A 25,720-nucleotide genomic window follows, 5' to 3' on the forward strand; every position below is an offset into this window, starting at 1 on the left:
TTGCCCGGGTGCAGCAGGACTACGAACTCGACCTGGACCACCTCGCCAAGGAGGGCCGCCTCCGAGCCACCGCCCCGGTGACCGCGTCGGTCGAGGCTTTCACACCCCCGCCCGACGCCGGACCGCTGGACGCCGAACTGGCCGGCTCGCGGTACATCGGCCTGCTCGACGTCCACCCCGGAGACCTGCCGTACGCGCTGTCCGACGAACTCGCCACAGCGGAAGCGACCGGAACACCGCAAGCGCTGGCACTGGCCAGGGTCCTGGCGGTGCTGGCGCCACCGTCGGTGCGGGACGAGGCGCGCGACGCGGCCGACCGACTCGTCACAGCCGGCCTGACCGACCCTGAGTGGGCTCACGCCCTCGCCAAGCCGAAGGTCGGCCAGTGCTACGGCTACTTCGATCTCCGCACGGGCCTGCAACACCTGGCGATGACGTTCACCTACGGCCGCAAGTCGCACGTCGTCGTCGTGCTGATCGACTACGCCAGGGGCGGCGGTGTGCGGGACTGCTACGTCAGCGGCCGACCGAAGAACGTCCACTTCGCCTTCACCTGCCTCGCCGACGATCACGACGTGCCGTTCCGCCTGTACTCACCGGGGCAGGCACGGGCGATCGTGGCCGACGCCCTGGCGCACGACCCGTGCCCCGTCGACCAGGACGAGGCCGAGGACGTCCGGCTGACCCTCGCCCTGCTGCGCCGGCGGCTCGACCTGCTCCCACCCGACCCACCGACCGCCGCCGACACGAGCGTGCACCGGCTGAAGGTGACGCTGCACGGGTCCAAGCCGCCGGTCTGGCGTCGCCTGGAGGTGCCGTCGACCACGACGTTGCTGCGCCTGCACGACATCCTCCAGCGCGCGTTCGCCTGGAAGGACTACCACCTGTGGGTCTTCGAGACCCCGATCGGGAACTTCGGACTTCCTGACCGCGAACTCGACCACGGCGACGCGTCGAGCGTGACACTGGCCGACGTCGCCGCGGGCCCGAAGGACCGCATCGGCTACCTGTACGACTTCGGCGACACCTGGGACCACGACGTCGTGGTGGAGGCCGTGACGACCGCCGAACCCGGCACCACCTACCCGCGCTGCCTGACCGGCCGCCGCGCCGGACCGCCGGAGGACAGCGGCGGCATCGGCGGCTACCAGCACCTGTGCGAGGTGCTGGCCGACCCGGAGCACCCCGAGCACGCGACCATGCTGGAGTGGCTGAACCCGGCTTTCGTCGCCACCTTCGACCCGGCCGAGTTCGACCTCGACGCCGTCAACGAGGGCTTGGCCGAGCTCGCGGCCGTGCTGATCGAAGAATGACGACCGACATCTGATGGGTGACCCTCTCCGGCGCGTCCCACGTCGACTACTCGGAAGACCTGGTTGACTACCCACCGCAATGGACAGGTGTGGGAACCGGGCGGCTTGGGCCGGGCTCGCCACCGACATCAGGCTGTTCCGGCCGGATTGGCAGGACCGTGGGCTACCCGCCGCCACCCCTACCGCCGAGGTACCTGTGGATCCCGGCGCCGCACGCTCACCGGATCCGCACGACGTGCCGAAGGGTCGCCCTGCTGCTGATCAGCGCCTGCCTGGTGCTGGTACCGCTCCTCGCCCTGCTCGGCGGTCAGCTGCCTCCCGTGTACCCGGCGCTCGGCGTCTTCAGCTGGACGCTCGTCGGCACCAGCGTGGTCATGGCGGTCCTGGCAGGCGTCTTCCTCCTCACCGTTCGCCACCACGTGTCGGCGGAGCACCTCGACCTCCAGAAGGTCGGTGAACTCCGCTCGGGGATCGTCGTGGCCTGGGCGTTGTCGCTCTTCATGACCATGTCCGCCTTCAGCGGCCTGTCGCTCGGGGTGTCGATGGCACCGCTCAGCAGCGAGCCCCTCGACATCTCCTGGCCCGGGGTGTGGACGCTCATGCTGGCGCTGACCATGCCCCTGGTGCTCACGAGCATCGCGCTGGTCACGGGCCGGCGACTGCTCGGGTCGCCCAGGAGGCCCTAGCCCGCCGGAACGCCGATCGCCAGCACGGCGGCGTCGTCCTCGACCCCGCTACCCAGCCGGTCCAGCAGGCCCACGAGCGCGTCGACGGCACCCGCGGCGGAGATCGGGGGCAGGGTGGCGGCGAAGTCCAGCAGGTCCTCCTCGCTGTACCGGGTGTCAGGGCCGGTCCGCGCCTCGACCAACCCGTCCGTGTACAGCACGAACGTGTCACCGGCGGTCAGGTGGACGGTCGTCGTGGCGATGTGGGCGTCCGGCAGGATCCCGATCAGCTGGCCGCCGGGCAGCTCCACGTACTCGACCGTGCCGTCCGCGCGCAGCAGCAGGCCGGGCGGGTGGCCGCCGGCGGCCAGGGTGATCGTGCAGCGGTCCGGTTCGACGGTCAGGACGCCGAACGCCACCGTGCAGAACCCCGTGGCCGTCTCCTGGTTGAGCACGGTGTTCAAGTTGGTCAGCACGGCGACCGGGTCGGGGTCGTACACGGCCGCCGAACGCAGCGTGTAGCGGGTCAGCGAAGTCACCGCCGCCGCGTCCGCGCCCTTGCCGCACACGTCACCGAGGAACAACCCCCACCGGCCGTCCGCCAGCGGGAACAGGTCGTAGAAGTCGCCGCCCACCTCGAACGGCGAGGCGTGGTGGTAGTGGGTCGCGGTCTCCACGCCCGGCACCGCGGGCAGCACCGGCGGCAACAGGGTCCGCTGCAGAGTCGTGGCCAGCCGCTGGATCTCGTCACGTTCGCGCTCGGCTTCCTGCCGGGCGCGCAGCAGCTCGCGCTCGTACGTACGGCGGTCGCTCGCGTCGAACACCGTGGTCCGGATCAGCAACGGCTCACCGTCACCGCTCGTCCGCACGGTCGAGTTCACCAGCACCGGCAGCCGTGTCCCGTCGGCCGCGACCATCTCCAGCGCCACCCCGCCGACCTCGCCCTGCATCCGCAGCAACGGCGCGAAGTGCGTCTCGTGGTACAGCTTGCCGCCGACGGTGAGCAGGTCCGCGAACCGCAGCCGACCGACGAGCTGCTCGCGCGAGTACCCCAGCCAGCGCAGCAGCGTCCCGTTCACCTTCGCGATGTACCCGTCCAGCATCGTGGACAGGTAGCCGCACGGCGCGTTCTCGTACAGGTCCTCCGCGCTGTCCTCCAACAACGCCGAGAACACCTCGTCGTCCCGCGTCACGCCTCCGCCGCCACGAAACGGGCTATCTCGGCGGCGGTGGCCTCCGGGGCGCTGAGCTGCGGGCAGTGGCCCGTGGCGTCGAGGGTGACGAGCGTGCTGCCGGGGATCGCCGCGTGCACGTACGCACCGACCTCGGGCGGCGCGATCACGTCGTGCCGGCACTCCAGCACCAGCGTCGGCACGGTCACCTCACCGAGGTCCGCCCGGTTGTCGGACAGGAACGTCGCGCGGGCGAACACCCGGGCCACCTCGGGGTCCGTGCGGCAGAAGCTGTTGGTCAGCTCCGCGCCCAGCTCCGGCCGGTCCGGGTTGCCCATGATCACCGGCGCCATCGCCGCCGACCAGCCCAGGTAGTTGCTGTCCAGCGAGTCGAGCAGCTCGTCGATGTCGGCGGCGCTGAACCCACCCCGGTAGTCGCCGTCGTCGACGTACCGCGGCGACGGCGTGACCAGCACGAGCTTGGCGAACCTCGCCGGCTCCGCGATCGCGGCCAGCACCCCGACCATCGCCGACACGGAGTGCCCGACGAACACCACGTCCCGCAGGTCCAGCTCGTGGCAGATCTCCAGCACGTCCCGCGTGTACCCGCCCAGCGTCGAATAACGCCGCGCGTCCCACGCCGACAGGTCGGACCGGCCCGCGCCGACGTGGTCGAACAGCACGACCCGGCACGTCTCGGCGAGCACGGGCACGACCAGCCGCCACATGGTCTGGTCGCACCCGAAGCCGTGCGAGAGCACCACCACGGGGCCGTCGGCGTCGCCGGTCACGACCACGTTGTTCCTGCTGCGCACGTCCACACCACCATGGTGTCACCTTCGCGCCGGCCCACGAGTCGGCGGAATTGTCGGTGGTCGTGGCTACCGTGCCGGGTATGAGGATGTCGAACGCCACCGAGCTGACCGCCGAGCACCACGCCCAGCTGGCCGAGCTAGGCCTGCGCACCGACCACCTGGACGAGGCGATCTGGGCCGGGGTCGACGCACGGGCGTCCGCGCCGCCCCTCGGGCCGACCAACGGCGCCGGCCTGCTGGACTGGATCCACCGGGTCGGCAGGCTCCGCGAGGTCCTCGTCGCCGAGGGCTGGACGCGGGTCGACAAGTGGAACGCGGGCCTCGTCCAGCACCCCACCAAACCGGTCGTGCTGGGCACCCTCCAGGGCAACCGCCACACCGGCACGCCCGGCGCTCCCCTGCGCAGCGACTACGCCAAGGGCCCGGCCATCGCCGCCATGATGCGCGGCAACGACCGCGACCAGTTCACCCTCTTCGACTCGCTGCACACGCACGAGTGGAAGCTGTGGTTCCTGGTCACCTACCCCCAGCAGGAAGGGGAACGGCTGGTCGTGCTGCGCGAGGTGGCTCAGCCGGAGCCCACGCCGCAGGGCCAGGTCGTGGACCGGTGGGCGCGCCGGATCACGTTGCCGCCTTTGGTGTTCGGCCCGCTGCCCGCGCCACGCGACCCCCACGGCCCGGACGAGGTCGACGTCACCGTCACGCCACGCCGGTAGGCGGGTGCGAGAATGGCTCGATCATGCTCACGCCCTCCCGCCTCGTCCTCGCCCGGACCCGTCGCGGCCTCACCGCGGTGGAGCTGGCGCGCAAGGCGGGCACGAGCCCGGCGAGCATCGGCGACTACGAGCACGGCCGCCGTCAACCGCGCCCGGCCACCACCGCCCGGCTCACCGAGGCCCTCGGCTTCCCGCCGGGCTTCCTGGAAGCCGACGACGTGCCCGAGGTCGAGGTGGCGTTCAGCCGACCGGCGGCCAAGCGGCAACGGGACGCCGCGATCGGCGCCGCCCGCCTGGCCATCGGCTTCGACGGCTGGCTGACGCGCGCGTTCACGTTCCCCGAGCCGGACGTGCCGACGTGGGACCACCCGGACTCGGAGACCGCGGCGGACGTGGTGCGCGCCCGCTGGGGCATCCCGCACCGACCGGCGCCCAACCTGGTGCACCTGCTGGAGGCGCACGGCGTCCGGGTCTTCTCGCTGCCGCCGGACTGCGCGGGCGCGGGCCCGTTCTCGTGCCGCCACGCGGGCACCCCGTACGTGTTCCTGGACCCGACCGCGTCCCCCGACGAAGCCCGCTTCGACGCAGCCCGGGAGCTGGGGCGGCTGACCGGCGCGGCCGACCCGCAAACGTTCGCCACCGCGTTCCTGCTGCCCCGCGCCGGTGTGCTGGCCGCCGTCGACCGCGGCCCGCTCACCGAGCACGTCGTCGCGCACAGCGCCACCTGGCACGTGGCGCCGCCGGCCCTGGCGCACCGCCTGCGCGACCTGGGCCTGCTCAGCCGCACGCAGCACGCGACCGTGTGCGCCCAGCTGGCCCGCCGCACTCCCCGCACCGGCCACCGCGAGACGTCCCAGCTGCTCACCAAGGTCTTCCGCGCCCTGCGCGCCCAGGGCACCACGCCGCACGCCGTCGCCCGTGAACTGCTGCTGGACGTGGAAGAGCTGAACGGGCTTGTGTTCGGCCTGGTGCTCACCGCCCTGCCAGGCCGGGGCGACAGCGGCAGCGCCACCCGACCGAACCTCACCGTCGTCCGGGGATAACCGTCAGGCCCACACGGCGGACGCCTCCTTCACGTAGTCGCCGAACAGCCGCCCGTCGTGCCCGAGCACGGACGGCACGCCATCGGACAGCTCGGCGTCGTAGCCGTCGCGGGCCGCGGTCAGCGACATCGTGAGCACCTCCGCGTACGCCTCCCCGAAGCCGGCCTCCGCCAACATCCGGGTGTAGTCGGCCGCGGGCACGTCCCTGATCCGGATCGAACGACCCGACACCTCCCCGATCCGCGCCAACGCCTCGCCGTAGCTCAACGCCTCCGGCCCGGACAGCTCGTACGTGACGCCCGCGTGCCCTTCCTGCGTCAACGCCGCCACCGCCACGTCGGCGATGTCCCGCGCGTCGATGAACGGGTGCCCGCCGTCACCGCCGGCGGGCAGCACGACCTCGCCCGACAGGATCTGCGGCAGGAAGTAGTCCTCGCTGAAGTTCTGCGAGAACCACGTCGGCCGCAGGATCGTCCAGTCCACACCGGACTCGCGCACGGCACGCTCGCGGCCGTCGTCCGCGGAAAGACCGCGCGCGGACAGCAGGACGATCCGCCGCACACCGGCCCGCACCGCCTGCGGCACGAACGCCGCCACCTCGGCGTCGTCCAGGTTCGCCGCCATGGGCACGACGTACACGGCGGTGGCACCGTCCAGGGCCGAGGCCCAAGTGGACTGGTCGGACCAGTCGAACCGGATGTCCGTGCTGCGGGACACGGCACGGTGGGCGACGCCGAGGGCGTCGAGGGCGGAAGTGACGCGACGACCGGTCTTGCCGGTTGCTCCGAGAACCAGGATTGTCATGCCACAAGACAATCAAGATCGTGCTGGACGGAACATGGCTCACCGTCCCGGATCCATGTTCAATCGTCTACGTGGACGCTCTCACCGATCTCCTGCGCGGCGTGCGCGCGCAACGTGCCGACGTGTGCCGCTCGTTCGCCTCACCGCCGTGGGCGCTGGCCTTCACGGTGACGGCGCCGTTCACGCTCGTGACGGCCGTGCGCGGCGACACGTGGCTGCTGGTCGAGGACGGCACCCGCGTGCTCCTGCGACCCGGTTCGCTCGGGCTGATCCGCGGCGGGCTGCGGTACGTGCTGGCCGACGACCCGTCGACACCACCACAGATCGAGGTGGGCGAACCGGACTGCGAGCAGTGGCGCGTGGGCACGCGCACCTACGGGCTCGACCCGGACGGCGACACGCTGGTGATCACCGCGGGTTACTCGGCCGACGGTGGCGGTGCGAGGCGGCTGCTCAACGCCCTGCCGTCGACGATCGTCGTGCCGTGCGACGACGAGCACTGCCCCACGTTGGACGTGCTGGCCGCGGAGGTGGCGAAGGACCAGGCCGGGCAGGACATCGTGCTCGAACGGCTGCTGGAGCTGCTGTTGGTGTACGCGTTGCGGGAGTGGTTCGACCGGCCGGAGGCGGAAACGCCGGCGTGGTACCGGGCGTTGGGTGACGAGGTCGTGGGGCCCGCTCTGCGTGCGATGCACGACGAGCCGGAGCGCGCGTGGACCGTCGCGGAACTCGCGGCGCGCGCCGGGGTGTCGCGGGCGGCGATGGCACGACGGTTCACCGCACTGGTCGGCGTGCCGCCGCTCACTTACCTGACCGGGTGGCGCATGGACGTCGCCGCGGACCTCCTGCGCGAGCCGGACGCCACGGTGGGGTCGGTGGCCCGTGCGGTCGGGTACGCGGACGGGTTCGCGTTCAGCACGGCGTTCAAACGGGTACGCGGGGTGCGCCCCAGCGACCACCGTGTGGTAGCTCTGCGGGCATGAATTCTGCGGGCAACGACTCTCCGGGCAACGACTCTGCGGGCACCAACGCTGCGACCCTCAACGACCTGCGCGACGCGTTGCGCCGGTTCGCCGCCGCGCGGGACTGGGACGAGTACCACACCCCGAAGAACCTCGTGATGGCGTTGTCCGGGGAGGTCGGAGAGCTGACCGACCTGTTCCAGTGGCTCACGCCCGAGCAGGCCGCGCACGCGATGGACGACCCCGAGTTGGCGTGGAACGTGCGTGACGAGCTGGCCGACGTCATGCACTACCTGGTCCGGCTGGCCGACAAGCTCGATGTCGACCTCATCGAGGCAGCGTTCGCCAAGATCGAGCGCAACGAGCGGCGATTCCCGACCGGTGACCTGAAGCCCGTCGAATGACCGTCAAACGTAGGTGAGCAGCAACAAGATCAGGGAGATGAGCACCACCAGGGCGAGGAACAGCGAAACCCAGACCGGGGTCTCCGACGAGTGGCGGGCGCGGGCGTGCCTGCCCCTCGGTCTGCTCGCTCTGAGTGATCTGCTCGGTCTGCGCGCTCGCCACGGCACCGGCGCCTCCCTCGTCCATCCACCGCTGCTCATGCGGGCTACCGTAGGGACGGACAAAGGCTGTGCGCGGAGCGTCACCCAGTCGCGCCAGGAGCATCGCCCGAATAGCGGTGGAGACAACCGGGGAGTGACGGTTCGCGGTCGCGTGGAAACCTGGTGGAAAGCCTTTACGAGACGCCAAAAAGCCCTCAGGGGCACTCGAATCAACGAGTGCCCCTGAGGGTCGAAGTATGCTCGGCGGCGTCCTACTCTCCCACACCCTCACGAGTGCAGTACCATCGGCGCTGGAAGGCTTAACTACCGGGTTCGGAATGGGACCGGGTGTTCCCCAACCGCTATGACCACCGAAACACTATGAAATTACCAACCCGTAGGCACCCCGACCCCGACACTCCCGTGCCAGGACCAGGATGGTCCGGTTCGGTTCTTTCAGAACCGCACAGTGGATGCGTAGCATGTTCGTGAGCAAGTCCTCGGCCTATTAGTACCGGTCAACTCCAGCCGTTACCGACCTTCCATCTCCGGCCTATCAACCCAATAGTCTCTTGGGGGCCTTAACCCACAAAGGGTGGGATACCTCATCTAGGAACAGGCTTCCCGCNCTATGAAATTACCAACCCGTAGGCACCCCGACCCCGACACTCCCGTGCCAGGACCAGGATGGTCCGGTTCGGTTCTTTCAGAACCGCACAGTGGATGCGTAGCATGTTCGTGAGCAAGTCCTCGGCCTATTAGTACCGGTCAACTCCAGCCGTTACCGACCTTCCATCTCCGGCCTATCAACCCAATAGTCTCTTGGGGGCCTTAACCCACAAAGGGTGGGATACCTCATCTAGGAACAGGCTTCCCGCTTAGATGCTTTCAGCGGTTATCCCTTCCGAACGTAGCCAACCAGCAATGCCCTTGGCAGGACAACTGGCACACCAGAGGTCCGTCCGTCCCGGTCCTCTCGTACTAGGGACAGCCTTCCGCAAGTATCCTACGCGCGCGGCGGATAGGGACCGAACTGTCTCACGACGTTCTAAACCCAGCTCGCGTACCGCTTTAATGGGCGAACAGCCCAACCCTTGGGACCTACTCCAGCCCCAGGATGCGACGAGCCGACATCGAGGTGCCAAACCATGCCGTCGATATGGACTCTTGGGCAAGATCAGCCTGTTATCCCCGGGGTACCTTTTATCCGTTGAGCGACCACGCTTCCACAAGCCATGGCCGGATCACTAGTTCCGACTTTCGTCCCTGCTCGACCCGTCGGTCTCACAGTCAAGCCCCCTTGTGCACTTGCACTCGACACCTGATTGCCAACCAGGCTGAGGGAACCTTTGAGCGCCTCCGTTACCCTTTGGGAGGCAACCGCCCCAGTTAAACTACCCACCAGGCACTGTCCCTGATCCGGATCACGGACCGAGGTTAGACATCCAGTACGACCAGAGTGGTATTTCAACGACGACTCCACCATGACTGGCGTCACAGCTTCACAGTCTCCCACCTATCCTACACAAGCCGAACCGAACACCAATACCAAGCTATAGTAAAGGTCCCGGGGTCTTTCCGTCCTGCCGCGCGTAACGAGCATCTTTACTCGTAATGCAATTTCGCCGGGCCTGTGGTTGAGACAGTCGAGAAGTCGTTACGCCATTCGTGCAGGTCGGAACTTACCCGACAAGGAATTTCGCTACCTTAGGATGGTTATAGTTACCACCGCCGTTTACTGGCGCTTAAGTTCTCAGCTTCGCCCCGAAGAGCTAACCGGTCCCCTTAACGTTCCAGCACCGGGCAGGCGTCAGTCCGTATACATCGTCTTGCGACTTCGCACGGACCTGTGTTTTTAGTAAACAGTCGCTTCTCGCTGGTCTCTGCGGCCGAAAAATCCTAGCCCGCAAGGGGCTTCAAATCCCTCGGCCCCCCTTCTCCCGAAGTTACGGGGGCATTTTGCCGAGTTCCTTAACCACAGTTCGCCCGATCGCCTCGGTATTCTCTACCTGACCACCTGTGTCGGTTTGGGGTACGGGCCGCATGAACACTCACTAGAGGCTTTTCTCGGCAGCATGGGATCACCCTACTTCGCCTCAATCGGCTATGCATCACGTCTCAGCCTACATGACGTGCGGATTTGCCTACACGTCGGCCTACACGCTTACACCAGTACTACCACTCACTGGCGGAGCTACCCTCCTGCGTCACCCCATCGCTTGACTACTACAAGTTCAGGTCCCGCGCTCCACAACCACAGTCGTCCGAAGACTCCCATAGCGCTTTGGGCGGTTAGTATCACAAGGTTCGCCATGGGCGCGTTCACACGGGTACGGGAATATCAACCCGTTGTCCATCGACTACGCCTGTCGGCCTCGCCTTAGGTCCCGACTTACCCTGGGCGGATTAGCCTGGCCCAGGAACCCTTGGTCATCCGGCGGCAGAGTTTCTCACTCTGCTTTCGCTACTCATGCCTGCATTCTCACTCGTCCAGCCTCCACCACTAGGTTCCCCTGCAGCTTCAATGGCTGAACGACGCTCCCCTACCCATCCCAGCATACACTGGAATGACACGGCTTCGGCGGTGTGCTTAAGCCCCGCTACATTGTCGGCGCAGGACCACTTGACCAGTGAGCTATTACGCACTCTTTAAAGGGTGGCTGCTTCTAAGCCAACCTCCTGGTTGTCTGGGCGACCCCACATCCTTTCCCACTTAGCACACACTTAGGGGCCTTAGCCGGCGTTCTGGGCTGTTTCCCTCTCGACTACGAAGCTTATCCCCCGCAGTCTCACTGCCGCGCTCTCACGTACCGGCATTCGGAGTTTGGTTGATTTCGGTAAGCTTGTGGGCCCCCTAGACCATCCAGTGCTCTACCTCCGGCACGAAACACACGACGCTGCACCTAAATGCATTTCGGGGAGAACCAGCTATCACGGAGTTTGATTGGCCTTTCACCCCTAACCACAGCTCATCCCCCAGGTTTTCAACCCTGGTGGGTTCGGGCCTCCACGCAGTCTTACCCACGCTTCACCCTGGCCATGGCTAGATCACTCCGCTTCGGGTCTAGACCACGCGACTCTGACGCCCTATTCGGACTCGCTTTCGCTACGGCTACCCCACACGGGTTAACCTCGCCACGCAGCACTAACTCGCAGGCTCATTCTTCAAAAGGCACGCCGTCACCCCGAAAGGCTCCGACGGATTGTAGGCACACGGTTTCAGGTACTATTTCACTCCCCTCCCGGGGTACTTTTCACCTTTCCCTCACGGTACTAGTCCGCTATCGGTCACCAGGGAGTATTCAGGCTTAGCGGGTGGTCCCGCCAGATTCACAGCAAATTCCACGAGCTCGCTGCTACTTGGGAACACCGTTAGGAGACGGTATGTTTTCGCGTACGGGACTCTCACCCTCTACGGCCACGCTTTCCAGACGCATTCCGCTAACAACACCGTTTTATGACTCCTTGCCAGTCCGGCAGAACTGACCAACAGGTCCCACGACCCCGTACACGCAACCCCTGCCGGGTATCACACGAATACGGTTTAGCCTCTTCCGCTTTCGCTCGCCACTACTCACGGAATCACGGTTGTTTTCTCTTCCTGCGGGTACTGAGATGTTTCACTTCCCCGCGTTCCCTCCACACGCCCTATGTGTTCAGACGTGGGTGACCCCACATGACTGGGGCCGGGTTTCCCCATTCGGAAATTCTTGGATCTCAGCTCGGTTGACAGCTCCCCAAGACTTATCGCAGTCTCCTACGTCCTTCATCGGCTCCTGGTGCCAAGGCATCCACCGTGTGCCCTTAATAACTTGCCACAAAGATGCTCGCATCCACTGTGCAGTTCTCAAAGAACAACCAGACACCACCCCACTACTGCCAACGCCTACCGGATCAACCCGGCGGTTCGAAGGCGGAGGTCGCCCTGTCGTTTCTCGCTGAAGAAAACACTCACGTGTTCTCTCAGGACCCAACAGCGTACCGAACAGAAACCCTGAACCCTCGACGGACCCTTCCACGCTCCCGAAGGAACAGTACTAACTCCGCGGACAACCCGAGGTTCTGCATTAGCCAGCATCCACAATATTGAGCTCCACCGATCGATCGTTCGCCGACCGCGTGGCCTCCGAGCAGCACAAGTGCCACCCGCAGATGCTCCTTAGAAAGGAGGTGATCCAGCCGCACCTTCCGGTACGGCTACCTTGTTACGACTTCGTCCCAATCGCCAGTCCCACCTTCGACCGCTCCCCCCAGCAAGCTGGTTGGGCCACGGGCTTCGGGTGTTACCGACTTTCGTGACGTGACGGGCGGTGTGTACAAGGCCCGGGAACGTATTCACCGCAGCGTTGCTGATCTGCGATTACTAGCGACTCCGACTTCACGGGGTCGAGTTGCAGACCCCGATCCGAACTGAGACCGGCTTTGTGGGATTCGCTCCACCTCACGGCTTAGCAGCCCTCTGTACCGGCCATTGTAGCATGTGTGAAGCCCTGGACATAAGGGGCATGATGACTTGACGTCATCCCCACCTTCCTCCGAGTTGACCCCGGCAGTCTCCCATGAGTCCCCGCCATAACGCGCTGGCAACATGGAACGAGGGTTGCGCTCGTTGCGGGACTTAACCCAACATCTCACGACACGAGCTGACGACAGCCATGCACCACCTGTACACCAGTCCGAAGAGGCCTACATCTCTGCAGGTTTCCGGTGCATGTCAAGCCCAGGTAAGGTTCTTCGCGTTGCATCGAATTAATCCACATGCTCCGCCGCTTGTGCGGGCCCCCGTCAATTCCTTTGAGTTTTAGCCTTGCGGCCGTACTCCCCAGGCGGGGTGCTTAATGCGTTAGCTGCGGCACGGAGAACGTGGAAGTCCCCCACACCTAGCACCCACCGTTTACGGCGTGGACTACCAGGGTATCTAATCCTGTTCGCTCCCCACGCTTTCGCTCCTCAGCGTCAGTATCGGCCCAGAGACCCGCCTTCGCCACCGGTGTTCCTCCTGATATCTGCGCATTTCACCGCTACACCAGGAATTCCAGTCTCCCCTGCCGAACTCAAGTCTGCCCGTATCGACTGCAGGCTCCACGTTAAGCGTGAAGTTTTCACAGCCGACGCAACAAACCGCCTACGAGCTCTTTACGCCCAATAATTCCGGACAACGCTCGCACCCTACGTATTACCGCGGCTGCTGGCACGTAGTTAGCCGGTGCTTCTTCTGCAGGTACCGTCACTCGCGCTTCGTCCCTGCTGAAAGAGGTTTACAACCCGAAGGCCGTCATCCCTCACGCGGCGTCGCTGCATCAGGCTTTCGCCCATTGTGCAATATTCCCCACTGCTGCCTCCCGTAGGAGTCTGGGCCGTGTCTCAGTCCCAGTGTGGCCGGTCACCCTCTCAGGCCGGCTACCCGTCGTCGCCTTGGTAGGCCATTACCCCACCAACAAGCTGATAGGCCGCGGGTCCATCCCGTACCGCCGGAACTTTCCACCCCCGAAGATGCCCCCGAGGGTCGTATCCGGTATTAGACCTAGTTTCCCAGGCTTATCCCAGAGTACAGGGCAGGTTACCCACGTGTTACTCACCCGTTCGCCGCTCGTGTACCCCGAAGGGCCTTACCGCTCGACTTGCATGTGTTAAGCACGCCGCCAGCGTTCGTCCTGAGCCAGGATCAAACTCTCCAATAAGGAATGAGTTCGATCGCTCCGAACAACACNCCCGTACCGCCGGAACTTTCCACCCCCGAAGATGCCCCCGAGGGTCGTATCCGGTATTAGACCTAGTTTCCCAGGCTTATCCCAGAGTACAGGGCAGGTTACCCACGTGTTACTCACCCGTTCGCCGCTCGTGTACCCCGAAAGGCCTTACCGCTCGACTTGCATGTGTTAAGCACGCCGCCAGCGTTCGTCCTGAGCCAGGATCAAACTCTCCAATAAGGAATGAGTTCGATCGCTCCGAACAACACTGACAAATACTGTCAGTTGTCCAGTAACAACCTCAAAGGAAACCTCTTGACGAGGTTCATAAATTTACTGGCTATTCGGCACGCTGTTGAGTTCTCAAAGAACACGCGCACATCATCACTCACCGCTCGCGCGGCTCGATCTGAGGCTTGTGTTTCGCTGAAGCTTGTGTTGGAAGCCAGACGCCCTGGTCGCAACGGCTCAGACGAGCCTGGACTGGGTCTTCCGTTCCGAGGTCACCCACTCTACCACGCTAGCGGGAGCTTGGTTCGTGACCTGCCGCACTCCGTTCCGGTGTTCCCGGCCCGTTCCGTGCTGACATGGAGAAAGTTACACGCACCCGAACCGGAGGTCAAATCGGGGGCGCAGCACCGCGCCACAGGCTGAAACCGCAGGTCAGCAGCCCGTGCCGCAGTCCACCTCACGCTATCGGACCCGGTCCATCGGCAACAGTGTGACCGCGATCACACTCGAATGACGCGAAGGCCGCCGGTCCTGGTGGGACCGACGGCCTTCGAGGTGACGCTCGGTGGGGTTGTTCGCGCAGGTCAGACCTGCACGCGCACCCCTGCCGTGTTGCGCTTGCCGCGCCGGACGATCAGCCACGACCCGTGCAGCAGGTCCTCCTTGGCGGGCACCCACTCCTCGTCGGTGACCTTCGAGTTGTTCACGTACGCGCCGCCCTCCTTCACGGTTCGCCGCGCCGCGCCCTTGCTGTCCGCCAGCCCGGAGCTGACCAGCAGGTCCACGATGGTCGGCGCGTCCGCCAGGCGGACGTCGCCGGTCGGCGCCTCGGCCATCGCGGCCTCCAGCGTGGACAGGTCCAGCTCGCGCAGCTCGCCGCGACCGAACAGGGCCTGGCTCGCCACGATGACCTGCTTGGTCTCGTGCTCGCCGTGCACCAGGTTGGTGAACTCCTCGGCCAGCTTCTTCTGCGCGGCCCGCAGGTGCGGCGCCTCGGCGGTCTGCCGCTCCAGCTCGGCGATCTCCTCCTTGGTCAGGAAGGTGAACAGCCGCAGGTAGCGGATCACGTCGGCGTCGCCCACGTTCACGAAGTACTGGTACCAGGCGTACGGCGAGGTCATCGCCGGGTCGAGCCACACGTTGCCGCCGCCGGTGGACTTGCCGAACTTGCGGCCCTCGGCGTCGGTGACCAGCGGCGCGGTCAGCGCGTGCACCGACTTGCCGTCGACCTTCCGGACCAGGTCGACGCCGCCGAGGATGTTGCCCCACTGGTCGGAGCCGCCCACCTGGAGCGTGGTGCCGTACTTCCGGTTGAGCTGGAGGTAGTCGTGCGACTGCAGGAGCAGGTAGCTGAACTCGGTGTACGACATGCCCTCGCCGTCGAGGCGGCGCTTCACCGTCTCGCGGGCGAGCATGACGTTGACCGAGAAGTGCTTGCCCACGTCGCGCAGGAACTCCAGCACGCCCATCGGGCCGGTCCAGTCCAGGTTGTTGGCCACGATCGCGCCGGTGGGGCTGTCGTCGAACTCGACGAACCGCTCCAGCTGGCCGCGGATGCGCCCAGCCCACTCGGCGACCGTGTCCAGCGGGTTGAGCGCGCGCTCGGCGCTGTCACGTGGGTCGCCGATCATGCCGGTGGCACCGCCCGCGAGGACGATCGGCCGGTGCCCGGCGCGCTGGAAGCGGCGCAGCATGAGCAGCGGGACGAGGTTGCCGGCGTGCAGGCTGGGCGCGGTCGGGTCGAAACCGCAATAGAGCGTGAGCGGACCCGCGTCGAGATCCTTCCGCAGCGCGTCGAGGTCGGTGGAGTGCGCGATCAGGCCGCGCCAGGACAGCTCATCGAGGATGTGCTCGCTCACGGGCAGCCATTCTCCTCTACCTGGTCAAAGCAGTTTGAGGCGGTGTCGCCGGCGGGTAGTCGCCGAGGGGGCACTAGTGAGAGGACCGCCGCGATGACCTATAGAGACCGCGACCGACGTCCCGCTGACCGTCCGACCGAGTTCATGCCCTCCGAGGAGCAGGTGTACCGGCAGGAAGCGCCGTACCCGCGGGAGGAGGAAGTGGTCGAGCGGGGTGACGGCCGGGTGCGCACCGTGCGCGTCGTGTGCGCCGTGATCGACGTGATCTGCTGGCTGTTCGCGATCGTGCTGGCGATCCACATCTTCCTGGTGATCGGCGGCGCCAACCCGGCGAACGGGTTCGCCCAGCTGATCGAGTCGTGGTCGGCCGCGGTGTCGTTGGGATTGCGCGACCTGTTCACGCCGGCGAACGAAGCCCTGCGGACGTTGTTCAACGACGGCCTGGCCGCCCTGCTGTGGCTGCTGATCGGCGCGGTGCTGACCAGCGTGATCAGCCGGATGGCGCTGCCCGCGCACGAACGGCGCGTGTGGTACCGGCGGACGGTGCGGTAGTCGCGCTACCTACGGTCACCACGGTGTCACTCTGGCGCGCAGAGGTTTGCCCCGGCTGGTCAATTGTCCTCGTGGCGTTCGGCGACCAAGTTTGCTTGCGTGGCCAGCGACTTGCAGCGGAAGAAGACCTCCATCGTGTTCACCGCCATGGACTCGAACGGTGACGGGTTCCTGGAGCGGGCCGATTTCGAGGCGTTGACGGACCGGTGGGTGCACATCCGGGGCAGTGCCGAGCAGGGGCGGTTGCGCGAGATCATGATGAGCTGGTGGGACGCGCTGCGGGAGGCGTCCGACCACGACCGCGACGACAAGGTCACGGTGGACGAGGTGCTCAAGGTGGTGGACAACCTCGGCACCATGCTCGACCTGGTCGTGGCCACCGCGGAGTCGATGTTCGAGGCGGTGGACGAGGACGCCGACGGTCGGGTGTCCGCGCCCGAGTACGGCCGGATGATCCACGCCTGGACCGGGGACGACACACCCACCGACGCCGTGTTCGCCCGGCTGGACCTCGACGGTGACGGCGAGATCTCGAAGTCGGAGTTCGTGCAGCACTGGGTGGAGTTCTGGGCGGGTGACGACGCGGACGCGCCCGGCACGCACGTCTTCGGCGAGATCTGATCCCCGGGTTCAGGTGACGACACGGGTGCGGCGGGTGCCCCGGCGGTAGGTGCTGACGGCCGGTGAGTCGATCCAGAACCGCCACGGCACGTCCACCGCCACGGCCACACCGACACGGGGGCCGGTGCGGATGTCGGCTTCGTCCACCGGGTCGCCCGCGAGCAGCCGCACGGTCGCGTCCGGCTCGGTCAGGTCGACCCCGTTGTGCCCGCGGTCGAGGCCGAGGACGCCGGTCAGCCTGGCCGGGCCCTTGGCGAGTTCGGCGTGGCTGCGGGCGGACGGCCGGCGGGCGTGGGCCAGTGCCGAGCCGGTCACGACCTCGCCGGCGCGCAGCAGCACCGCGCCGGGCACGCCGTCGGTCAGCGACACCACGTTCGCGCAGAAGTGCATGCCGTAGACGAAGTACACGTAGAGCCGACCGGCCGGGCCGAACATCACGTCGTTGCGCGGCGTGCGGCCCCGGTAGCAGTGCGACGCCGGGTCGTCGCCGCCCCGGTAGGCCTCCACCTCGACGATCCGCACGCCGACCACACCCTCGTCGGTGGTCGACTCGATGATGCCGCCGAGCAGGAGCCGCGCGGCGTCGACGGGGTCGACGGCGAGCTCCTGCTCGGTGAACTGCCTAGGTGTTGCGGGCAACGGAGACCTTGTCGCGCAACCTCTTCAACTGCTCGGCGACCCGGTCGGGGGCGGTGCCGCCGTGCGCGTCCCGTGACGCGATGGACCCTTCCACGGTCAACACGCTACGCACCTCGGGGGTCAGCGCGGGCGAGATGGTGGCGAACTCCTCATCGGTCAGCTCCTCCAGCCCGACGCCGCGCCCCTCGGCCACGCGGACGCACTCGCCCGCCGCCTCGTGCGCCACCCGGAACGGCACGCCCTGCCGGACCAGCCACTCGGCGATGTCGGTGGCCAGGGTGAACCCGGCCGGCGCCGCCGCGGCCATCCGCCCGGTGTCGAACCGCATGGTGGCGATCATCCCGGCCAGCGCGGGCAGCAGGAGTTCCAGCTGCTCGACCGAGTCGAACAAGGGCTCTTTGTCCTCCTGCAGGTCCCGGTTGTAGGCCAGGGGCTGTGCCTTCAAGGTGGCCAGCAAGCCGGTCAGGTTGCCGATGAGCCGGCCGGACTTGCCCCGGGTCAGCTCGGCGACGTCGGGGTTCTTCTTCTGCGGCATGATCGAGCTGCCGGTGGCCCACGCGTCGTCCAGCACCGCGAAGCGGAACTCGGCGGTCGTCCAGATGATCACCTCTTCGGCGATGCGGGACAGGTCGACGCCGATCATGGCCAGCACGAACGCGATCTCGGCGGCGAAGTCGCGGGACGCGGTGCCGTCGATGGAGTTCTCCACCGGCCCGTCGAAGCCCAGCTCGGCGGCCACCGCCGCCGGGTCCAGGCCCAGCGACGAGCCCGCCAGCGCGCCCGACCCGTACGGCGACAGGGCGGTGCGCTTGTCCCAGTCGCGCAGCCGGTCGACGTCGCGCAGCAACGCCTGGCCGTGCGCGAGCAGGTGGTGCGCGAGCAGCACGGGCTGCGCGGACTGCAGGTGCGTGCGGCCGGGCATGACGGCGGTGGCGTGCGCGGACGCCTGGTCGGCCAGCGCCTCGACCACGTCCAGCACGCCCGCGGCCACCCGCCCGGCGGCGTCGCGCAGCCACATCCGGAACAGCGTGGCCACCTGGTCGTTGCGGGACCGGCCGGCGCGCAGCTTGCCGCCCAGCTCCGGTCCGGCGCGCTCGATCAGGCCGCGCTCCAGCGCCGTGTGCACGTCCTCGTCGGCCGGCGTCGGGGTGAACGACCCGGACGCCACGTCGGCTTCCAGGGCGTCCAGCGCCGCCAGCATGCGGTCCAGCTCGTCGGTGGTCAGCAGGCCCGCCCGGTGCAGCACGCGGGCGTGCGCGCGGGAACCCCTGATGTCGTACGGGGCGAGTCGCCAGTCGAAGTGCGTCGACGCCGACAGTCGCGCCATCGCCTCGGCCGGTCCTCCGGCGAACCGGCCACCCCACAATGAACTCACGTGATCGAATCCCTACGTCGCGGCGATCTTGTCCGGCAGGCGCCGGGGTTGCCCGAAGCCCAGGCCGAGGTCGGACAGCGCCTCCTCGCCGCGCCGGCCCGTGACGACCGCGCGGCCACCGTGCAGCACGAGCCGGACCTCGCCGGACACGTGCCGCTGGGTGGTGTCGATGAAGCTGTCCAACGCCTGCTTGAGCGGCGAGAACCACAGGCCTTCGTGCACCAGTGCACCCCAGCGCCGCTCGACCCGCCGCTTGAAGCGGACCAGGTCGGGCTCCAGGGTGACGTCCTCCAGCTGTTGATGCGCGGTGGTCAACGCGCTCGCGCCCGGCGTCTCGTAGGCGCGGACGCCGGTCAGGCGGCCGGTCCCGGACACGCCCGCCCTCCGGTTCAGCTCCCGGACGGCCTGCGGCATGGTCACGGTCTCGCCGTCGACGGCGACCGGCCTGCCCCGGTCGAACGTGAGGACGAGCTCGTCGGGGTCGCCCGGCTCGATCCGCACCGGCGGGCGCGGTGGCACCGGCTCGTCGGCCCCTGCGACGGCGACGACCTCCAGGTCGGGCGCGAGGGCGCGGACACCGGTCTCGAAGCGGATCCGGTCGGCGCCGGTGCGGTCGTGCGCCACGGTCGTCGCGCCGTGCCGGCGGGCGGCCTCGACCAGGTGCTGGGCGACCAGCGGCGGCAGCAGCGCGGACGCCGGCCGGAGGGCGTTGGCGCGCAGGGCGGGCAGGCAGTAGCGGTCGGCGAACTCGTCGCGGGCGTCGATCACCTCGGCCTCGACCGCGCCGCCGGCCAGCGCCCGCGCGCGGGTGGTCGCCGGGTCCTCGTCGTGCTCGCCGAGGTCCACCGCGACGGCGACGACCTCGGCGTGCCCGCCGACGGCCGTCGAGGGGTCGAGCCCGCCGGAGTAGGCGAGGACGACCCGCTCACCCATGGTGCTCCTCCGGCGGCGACTGGTCCTCGCCCGCGGCGAGCGCGGTCACCCTGGCGGCCAGGTCCGCGCCGGTGAGGGGTTCCCGCGCCACGGCGAGGATGGTGTCGTCACCGGCGATGGTGCCGACGATGTCGTGCAGCGCGGCCCGGTCCAGCGCGCTGGCCAGGAACTGGGCGGCGCCGGGCGGTGTGCGCAGGACGGCGAGGTTGCCCGAGTGGTCCACGGACACCAGCAGTTCGCCGAGCAGCCGGGTGAGGCGGGATGTGCCGCCCTGCACGCCGCGCACCGGGCTGCCGTCCTCCGGGATGACGTAGACGGGCGCGCCGCCGTCGGGTCCGCGCAGCTTGACCGCGCCCAGCTCGTCCAGGTCGCGCGACAGCGTGGCCTGGGTGACCTCGATGCCTTCCACCGCCAGCGTCTTCGCCAGTTCGGACTGGCTGCGGATGGCGCGTTGGGTGACCAGTTCGACGATGCGGGCCTGCCGCGCGGTCCGGGTCATCGCGACTGCTCCAGCAGCCACACCAGCAGCGCTTTCTGGGCGTGCAGCCGGTTCTCGGCCTCGTCCCACACGGCGCTGTGCGGCCCGTCGAGCACGTCGTCGGTGATCTCCTGGCCGCGGTGGGCGGGCAGGCAGTGCAGCACGGTCGTCTTCACGCCGGTCGCGGCGACCAGGTCGGCGTTGAGCTGGTAGGGCCGGAACGGGCGCATCCGGTCGCGGCCGTCGTTCTCCTGGCCCATGGACGTCCACGTGTCGGTCATCAGCACGTCCGCGCCGTCGACCGCCTCGCGCGGGTCCTCGATGACGGTCACCGAGCCGCCGGTGTCCGCGGCGCGCTTGCGGGCGTCGTCCAGCACCCACGGCAGCGGCTGGAACAGCGCAGGCGCGGCGATCCGCACGTGCATGCCCGCGGTGGCGCCGCCGAGCAGGATCGAGTGGGACATGTTGTTCGCGCCGTCACCCAGGTAGGTGACGGTGAGGCCGGCCAGCTTGCCGTGCACGCGCCGGAGGGTCTGCAGGTCGGCCAGCACCTGGCACGGGTGGAACTCGTCGGTCAGCGCGTTGATCACCGGGATGCGGGACACCGACGCCATCGCGTCGATGCGCTTCTGCGCGAACGTCCGCCACACCACCGCCTCGACGTACCCGGACAGGATGCGGGAGGTGTCCTCGATGGTCTCCTCGCGGCCGAGCTGCATGGACCGGCCGTCGATGATCACCGGGTTGCCGCCGAGCTGGGCGATGCCGACCTCGAACGACAGCCGGGTCCGGGTGGAGTTCTTCTCGAAGATCACCGCCACGGACTTCGGACCGGCCAGCGGCTTGGCGGTCATCCGGTCGGCCTTGTAGTCGTCGGCGAGGTCGAGGACCGCGGCCTGCTCGTCGGGGGTCAGGTCGTCGTCACGCAGGAAGTGGCGCACCATCACGGCTCCTGGCCTGGGGTCGTGGTCGGGAGGAACGACGGCAGGTCGGCCACGAGCCGGTGCGCGTCGGCCTCGTCCAGCACCAGCGGCGGCGCCAGGCGGATGACGTCGGGCTGGATCGGGTTGATCAGATAGCCGGCCTGCTGCGCGGCTGCCGCGGCCTTCGCCGAGACCGCCTCGCGCAGCGTGATGCCGAGCAGCAGGCCGGCACCCCGCACACCGGAGATGAGCGGGTGGTCCAGCGCCTCGACACCGGCCGCGATCTCCTTGCCGACCGCGGCGGTGTGCTCCAGCAGGCCGTCGGCGGCGATCGTGTCCAGCACCGCGAGCGCGGCGGCGCAGCACACCGGGTTGCCGCCGAACGTGGTGCCGTGCTGGCCGGGGCCGAACAGGTCCTTGGCCGGGCCGACCGCGATGCACGCGCCCAGCGGCAGCCCGCCGCCGAGGCCCTTGGCCAGCGTGATCACGTCGGGCACGATCCCGACCTGCTGGAACGCGAACCAGGTGCCCAGCCGGCCGACACCGGTCTGCACCTCGTCCAGGACGAGCAGCGCGCCGTGCTCGGCGGTGATCCGGCGGGCCGCCTGAAGGTAGCCCTCGGGCGGCACGACCACGCCGTTCTCGCCCTGGATCGGCTCCACGACGAACGCGGCGGTCTCGTCGTCGATCGCGGCCTCCAGCGCGGCCACGTCGCCGAACGGGACGTGCACGACACCGGGCACCAGCGGCTCGAACGGCTCTTGCTTCGCGGGCTGGCCGGTGAGCGCCAGCGCGCCCATCGTGCGGCCGTGGAAACCGCCTTCGGTGGCCACGACCTTGGAGCGGCCGGTGCGGCGGCTCAGCTTGAACGCGGCCTCGTTGGCCTCCGCGCCGGAGTTGCAGAACAGCACCCGGCCGTCACCGTCCACACCGGACAGGTCCAGCAGCCGTTCGGCGAGCTTCAGCGCGGGTTCGTTGATGTAGAGGTTGGACGTGTGGCCGATCTTGCCGATCTGCTCGGTCACGGCGGCCACGATCGCCGGGTGCGCGTGGCCGAGGGCGTTGACCGCGATGCCGGTCAGCAGGTCCAGGTACCGGTTGCCGTCGGCGTCCCAGACGTACGCGCCCTCACCCCGGGTCAGCGTCAGGCCGGGCGTGCCGTAGTTGTTCATCATCGCGGCCTGCCACCGCTGCTGGTCGCTCATGCCCCGTCCGTCCCGGTCTTCTCGGTCACCATCGTCCCGACGCCCTCGGAGGTGAAGACCTCCAACAGCACCGAGTGCGCCAGCCTGCCGTCGATCACGTGCGCCTCGGCGACGCCGCCGCGCACCGCGCGCAGGCAGGCCTCCATCTTCGGCACCATGCCGCTGTCCAGGTCCGGCAGCATCTTCTCCAGCCGCTCGGCGTCGACCCGGTGCAGCAGCGAGGTCTTGTCCGGCCAGTCCGCGTACAGGCCCTCGACGTCGGTGAGCACGACCAGCTTCTCGGCCTTCAGCGCCACCGCCACCGCGCCCGCCGCCGTGTCGGCGTTGACGTTGTGCACCACGCCGTCCACGTCCGGCGCGACCGTGGACACGACCGGGATGCGGCCCGCGCGCACGATGTCCAGCACCGCGTCCGGGTTCACGTCGACGATGTCGCCGACCAGGCCGATGTCGACCGGCTCGCCGTCCACCACGGCCGGTCGCCGTGCGGCGGTCAGCAGGTGGGCGTCCTCACCGGACAGGCCGACCGCGAACGGGCCGTGCGAGTTGATCAAACCGACCAGCTCGCGCTGCACCTGGCCGACCAGCACCATGCGGACCACGTCCATGGCCTCCGGCGTGGTGACGCGCAGGCCGCCGCGGAACTCGCTCTCGATGCCGAGCTTCTTGAGCATCGCGGCGATCTGCGGCCCGCCGCCGTGCACCACGACCGGGTGCAGGCCCGCGAGCTTGAGGAACACCATGTCCTGCGCGAACGCGCGCTTCAGCTCGTCGTCCACCATGGCGTTGCCGCCGTACTTGACGACCACGATCGCGCCCCGGAACCGCTGCAGCCAGGGCAGCGCCTCGATCAGGATGCCTGCTTTGTCCTGGGGCGTGATCACGAGCTGTACGCGCTGTTCTCTTCGACGTACCCGTGCGACAGGTCGGTGGTCAGCACGGTGGCGGTGCCCCCGCCCAGGTTCAGGTCGACCACGATCTCGACGTCGCGACCGGACAGGTCGGCCTCGCCGCGGTCGGCGGCCTTGTGTCCGTCGGCGAACAGCGTCACGCCGTTGATCGTGATGCCCAGCTTGTGCTGGTCCACGGTGGCCTGCGAGCGGCCGACGGCCATCGCGATGCGGCCCCAGTTCGGGTCGGAGCCGAACAGCGCGGTCTTGACCAGGTTGTCCTCGGCGACGGTCTTGGCGACCACGACGGCCTCGGCTTCGGTGAGCGCGCCGTTGACCGTGATCGAGACCTCCTTGGTCACGCCTTCCGCGTCCCCTTGGAGCTGCTTGACCAGGTCTTTCGCCACGGCGGTGAGCACGTCGGCGAACTCGTCCGGACTGGGTGCGACGCCCGAGGCGCCGGAGGCGAGGACGAGCACGGTGTCGTTGGTGGACGTGCCGCCGTCCACGTCGAGCCGGTCGTAGGTCTTGGCGGTGACCGCGCGCAGGGCCGCGTCCAGGGCGTCGCCGTCGATCACCGCGTCGGTGGTGATGACGCTGAGCATCGTGGCCATGTTCGGCGACAGCATGCCCGCGCCCTTGACGAACCCGCCCACCGACCAGCCGTCGGGGTGGTCCTGCCAGCACTGCTTGGGGTGGGTGTCGGTGGTCATCACGGCGGTGGCGGCGTTCAGGTCCGCCTGGTCGCCCGCGGCGAGTTCCTGGGCCGCCTTGTCCACGCCCGCCGTGAGGTTGTCCATCGGCAGGCGTTCGCCGATGAGGCCGGTGGAGCACACCGCGACCTCGATCGCGCCGACGTCCAGCACCTCGGCGACCTTCTCGGCGGTGGCGTGGGTGTCCTGGAAGCCCTCGGGGCCGGTGCACGCGTTCGCGCCGCCGGAGTTGAGCACCACGGCGTGCAGCTTGCGCTCCTTGAGCACCTGCTGGGACCACAGCACGGGCGCGGCCTTCACCTGGTTGGTGGTGAAGACGCCCGCGGCGGCCTGGCCGGGTCCTTCGTTGACGACCAGCGCCAGGTCGAGTGCGCCGGACTCCTTGATGCCGGCGGCGACACCCGCGGCCTTGAAGCCCTTCGGTCCCGTAACGCCTTTGTTGCGGTTCAAGGTGCTACTCCCACAGTGGACAGGCCGGTGGTCTCCGGCAGGCCGAGTGCCAGGTTCATGCACTGCACCGCGGCGCCCGCGGTGCCCTTCGCCAGGTTGTCGATCGCGGCGACCACGACCAGCCGGTTCACGTCCCGGTCGACGGCCACCTGCAACTGGACGGCGTTCGAGCCGAGCACCGCGCCCGTGGTCGGCCAGTGGCCTTCCGGCAGCAGGTGCACGAACGGCTCGTCGGCGTACGCCTTCTCGTACGCGGCGCGGACGTCCGCGTCGGCGTCCTTGAGCGGCGCCGAGCAGGTGGCCAGGATGCCCCGGGGCAACGGCGCCAGCACCGGCGTGAACGAGACCTTGACCGATTCGGCGGCGACCTTGGACAGGTTCTGCGCGATCTCCGGGGTGTGCCGGTGCGCGCCGCCGACGCCGTAGGCGCTCAGCGAGCCCATCACCTCGGAGCCCAGGAGGTTCGGCTTGAGCGCCTTGCCCGCGCCGGACGTGCCGGACACCGCGACCACCGTCACATCCGGCTCGACCAAGCCCATCGCCGGCGCCAGGGCCAGCGACGACACGGTCGGGTAGCAACCGGGGACGGCGACGCGACGGGCGCCGCGCAGCTCGTCGCGCTGACCGGGCAGCTCGGGCAGGCCGTACGGCCAGCTGCCCGCGTGCGTGCCGCCGTACCAGCGGTCCCAGGCTGCGGGATCGGTGAGCCGGTGGTCCGCGCCGCAGTCGATGACCAGCGTGTCGTCACCGAGCTGGGCGGCGATCTCGGCCGAGCGGCCGTGCGGGAGGGCGAGGAAGACGACGTCGTGACCCGCGAGTGTTTCGGCGGTGGTCTCCTGGAGCACCCGGTCGGCCAGCGGCAGCAGGTGCGGCTGGTGGGTGAGCAGCGTCGAGCCCGCGTTGCCGCCGGCGGTGAGCGCACCGATCTCCACGTCCGGGTGACCGAGCAGGAGGCGCAGCACCTCTCCCCCGGCGTACCCACTGGCCCCGGCGACCGCGATCCGTACCGTCATGCGGATAAGTATGCACGGTGATGCAAAGGTACTCAAATCCGTTTCGAGGTCCGGGAATCGAGCGGCGCGGTCGGCGATGTCGTGCTTTCCTGTACGGGAACTGGGGGGTTCAT

Annotated in this window: 22 protein-coding genes and 3 rRNA genes; 8 read left to right on the forward strand and 17 right to left on the reverse strand. The window is 68.3% G+C overall.

What is annotated here, in order from left to right:
• Positions 1 to 8 precede the first annotated feature (8 nt).
• Together A6A25_RS19175 and A6A25_RS19180 are read left to right on the forward strand one after the other, a co-directional pair.
• On the forward strand, positions 9 to 1,313 hold the full coding sequence (locus tag A6A25_RS19175) for a plasmid pRiA4b ORF-3 family protein (RefSeq protein WP_241828791.1): 1,305 nt from the start codon (positions 9 to 11) through the stop codon (positions 1,311 to 1,313).
• Positions 1,314 to 1,471: 158 nt separating this feature from the next.
• Positions 1,472 to 1,999: a hypothetical protein gene (locus A6A25_RS19180; protein ID WP_073891961.1), complete on the forward strand. Its 528-nt coding sequence runs from the start codon at positions 1,472 to 1,474 to the stop codon at positions 1,997 to 1,999.
• Here A6A25_RS19180 and A6A25_RS19185 read toward each other — a convergent pair.
• Together A6A25_RS19185 and A6A25_RS19190 are read right to left on the reverse strand one after the other, a co-directional pair.
• Positions 1,996 to 3,171, reverse strand: coding sequence for a PP2C family protein-serine/threonine phosphatase (locus A6A25_RS19185; protein ID WP_073891962.1), 1,176 nt, complete (start codon positions 3,169 to 3,171; stop codon positions 1,996 to 1,998). The genes A6A25_RS19180 and A6A25_RS19185 overlap by 4 nt on opposite strands.
• Positions 3,168 to 3,965 (reverse strand): alpha/beta fold hydrolase, encoded by a 798-nt coding sequence (locus A6A25_RS19190; RefSeq protein WP_241828792.1) that lies wholly within the window; start codon positions 3,963 to 3,965, stop codon positions 3,168 to 3,170. Before A6A25_RS19190 ends, A6A25_RS19185 begins: the two co-directional genes overlap by 4 nt.
• 80 nt (positions 3,966 to 4,045) lie before the next feature.
• Here A6A25_RS19190 and A6A25_RS44100 point away from each other — a divergent pair, with 80 nt between their 5' ends.
• Positions 4,046 to 4,681, forward strand: coding sequence for a hypothetical protein (locus A6A25_RS44100; RefSeq protein ID WP_146174003.1), 636 nt, complete (start codon positions 4,046 to 4,048; stop codon positions 4,679 to 4,681).
• A 23-nt stretch (positions 4,682 to 4,704) separates the two neighbouring features.
• Entirely contained in the window at positions 4,705 to 5,724 is a 1,020-nt protein-coding gene (locus A6A25_RS44105) for a helix-turn-helix domain-containing protein (RefSeq protein WP_073891967.1), read from the forward strand.
• Positions 5,725 to 5,727: 3 nt separating this feature from the next.
• Here the strand turns inward: A6A25_RS44105 and A6A25_RS19205 are convergent, their stop codons facing one another.
• A complete protein-coding gene (locus tag A6A25_RS19205; protein WP_198932765.1) occupies positions 5,728 to 6,528 on the reverse strand; it encodes an NAD(P)H-binding protein in 801 nt (266 codons plus the stop codon).
• 71 nt (positions 6,529 to 6,599) lie between these two features.
• On the opposite strand from A6A25_RS19205, the gene A6A25_RS19210 reads away from it, so the two are divergent.
• Together A6A25_RS19210 and A6A25_RS19215 are read left to right on the forward strand one after the other, a co-directional pair.
• The gene (locus A6A25_RS19210; protein WP_073891969.1) at positions 6,600 to 7,511 is read left to right on the forward strand and encodes an AraC family transcriptional regulator; all 912 of its coding nucleotides are present in this window, start codon (positions 6,600 to 6,602) and stop codon (positions 7,509 to 7,511) included.
• On the forward strand, positions 7,508 to 7,894 hold the full coding sequence (locus A6A25_RS19215; RefSeq protein WP_073891970.1) for a nucleotide pyrophosphohydrolase: 387 nt from the start codon (positions 7,508 to 7,510) through the stop codon (positions 7,892 to 7,894). The genes A6A25_RS19210 and A6A25_RS19215 overlap by 4 nt, the downstream gene beginning before the upstream one ends.
• A gap of 3 nt (positions 7,895 to 7,897) precedes the next feature.
• Here A6A25_RS19215 and A6A25_RS43115 read toward each other — a convergent pair whose 3' ends face one another.
• The 5 genes from A6A25_RS43115 to tyrS form a co-directional block, all read right to left on the reverse strand.
• The gene (locus A6A25_RS43115; protein WP_143193258.1) at positions 7,898 to 8,095 is read right to left on the reverse strand and encodes a hypothetical protein; all 198 of its coding nucleotides are present in this window, start codon (positions 8,093 to 8,095) and stop codon (positions 7,898 to 7,900) included.
• A gap of 199 nt (positions 8,096 to 8,294) precedes the next feature.
• A 5S ribosomal RNA gene (gene rrf / locus A6A25_RS19220) occupies positions 8,295 to 8,411 on the reverse strand.
• Positions 8,412 to 8,773: 362 nt separating this feature from the next.
• Positions 8,774 to 11,853: ribosomal RNA gene (locus A6A25_RS19225) — 23S ribosomal RNA — on the reverse strand.
• A gap of 345 nt (positions 11,854 to 12,198) precedes the next feature.
• A 16S ribosomal RNA gene (locus A6A25_RS19230) occupies positions 12,199 to 13,716 on the reverse strand.
• Together the 16S, 23S and 5S rRNA genes form the textbook arrangement of a ribosomal RNA operon.
• 824 nt (positions 13,717 to 14,540) lie before the next feature.
• Complete coding sequence (gene tyrS / locus A6A25_RS19235; protein ID WP_073891972.1) at positions 14,541 to 15,815, reverse strand: tyrosine--tRNA ligase; 1,275 nt, start codon at positions 15,813 to 15,815, stop codon at positions 14,541 to 14,543.
• Positions 15,816 to 15,908: 93 nt separating this feature from the next.
• Here tyrS and A6A25_RS19240 point away from each other — a divergent pair, with 93 nt between their 5' ends.
• Both A6A25_RS19240 and A6A25_RS19245 read left to right on the forward strand, forming a co-directional pair.
• Positions 15,909 to 16,367: a hypothetical protein gene (locus A6A25_RS19240; protein WP_241828793.1), complete on the forward strand. Its 459-nt coding sequence runs from the start codon at positions 15,909 to 15,911 to the stop codon at positions 16,365 to 16,367.
• A 99-nt stretch (positions 16,368 to 16,466) separates the two neighbouring features.
• A complete protein-coding gene (locus A6A25_RS19245; RefSeq protein ID WP_198932766.1) occupies positions 16,467 to 16,988 on the forward strand; it encodes an EF-hand domain-containing protein in 522 nt (173 codons plus the stop codon).
• Between the two features lie 9 nt (positions 16,989 to 16,997).
• Here A6A25_RS19245 and A6A25_RS19250 read toward each other — a convergent pair whose 3' ends face one another.
• Genes A6A25_RS19250 through argC form a run of 9 tightly spaced genes read right to left on the reverse strand, consistent with a single transcriptional unit; the run spans position 16,998 to position 25,607 of the window.
• Positions 16,998 to 17,627, reverse strand: a complete 630-nt coding sequence (locus tag A6A25_RS19250; protein ID WP_073891975.1) for a DNA-3-methyladenine glycosylase — start codon at positions 17,625 to 17,627, stop codon at positions 16,998 to 17,000.
• On the reverse strand, positions 17,611 to 19,002 hold the full coding sequence (gene argH, locus A6A25_RS19255) for an argininosuccinate lyase (protein ID WP_073891976.1): 1,392 nt from the start codon (positions 19,000 to 19,002) through the stop codon (positions 17,611 to 17,613). The genes A6A25_RS19250 and argH overlap by 17 nt, the downstream gene beginning before the upstream one ends.
• Before the next feature lie 12 nt (positions 19,003 to 19,014).
• Entirely contained in the window at positions 19,015 to 19,935 is a 921-nt protein-coding gene (locus A6A25_RS19260) for an argininosuccinate synthase domain-containing protein (protein ID WP_073891978.1), read from the reverse strand.
• Complete coding sequence (locus A6A25_RS19265; RefSeq protein WP_073891979.1) at positions 19,928 to 20,434, reverse strand: arginine repressor; 507 nt, start codon at positions 20,432 to 20,434, stop codon at positions 19,928 to 19,930. The genes A6A25_RS19260 and A6A25_RS19265 overlap by 8 nt, the downstream gene beginning before the upstream one ends.
• Positions 20,431 to 21,357, reverse strand: coding sequence for an ornithine carbamoyltransferase (gene argF, locus A6A25_RS19270; RefSeq protein WP_073891981.1), 927 nt, complete (start codon positions 21,355 to 21,357; stop codon positions 20,431 to 20,433). The genes A6A25_RS19265 and argF overlap by 4 nt, the downstream gene beginning before the upstream one ends.
• On the reverse strand, positions 21,357 to 22,541 hold the full coding sequence (locus A6A25_RS19275; RefSeq protein WP_073891982.1) for an acetylornithine transaminase: 1,185 nt from the start codon (positions 22,539 to 22,541) through the stop codon (positions 21,357 to 21,359). Before A6A25_RS19275 ends, argF begins: the two co-directional genes overlap by 1 nt.
• A complete protein-coding gene (argB, locus tag A6A25_RS19280; RefSeq protein WP_073891984.1) occupies positions 22,538 to 23,425 on the reverse strand; it encodes an acetylglutamate kinase in 888 nt (295 codons plus the stop codon). The genes A6A25_RS19275 and argB overlap by 4 nt, the downstream gene beginning before the upstream one ends.
• Positions 23,422 to 24,594, reverse strand: a complete 1,173-nt coding sequence (argJ, locus tag A6A25_RS19285; protein WP_073891985.1) for a bifunctional glutamate N-acetyltransferase/amino-acid acetyltransferase ArgJ — start codon at positions 24,592 to 24,594, stop codon at positions 23,422 to 23,424. The genes argB and argJ overlap by 4 nt, the downstream gene beginning before the upstream one ends.
• Positions 24,591 to 25,607: an N-acetyl-gamma-glutamyl-phosphate reductase gene (argC, locus tag A6A25_RS19290; protein WP_073891987.1), complete on the reverse strand. Its 1,017-nt coding sequence runs from the start codon at positions 25,605 to 25,607 to the stop codon at positions 24,591 to 24,593. Before argC ends, argJ begins: the two co-directional genes overlap by 4 nt.
• Between the last annotated feature and the right edge of the window lie 113 nt (positions 25,608 to 25,720).

It is taken from the genome of Saccharothrix sp. CB00851 (genome assembly GCF_001905065.1).
Lineage (GTDB): Bacteria > Actinomycetota > Actinomycetes > Mycobacteriales > Pseudonocardiaceae > Actinosynnema.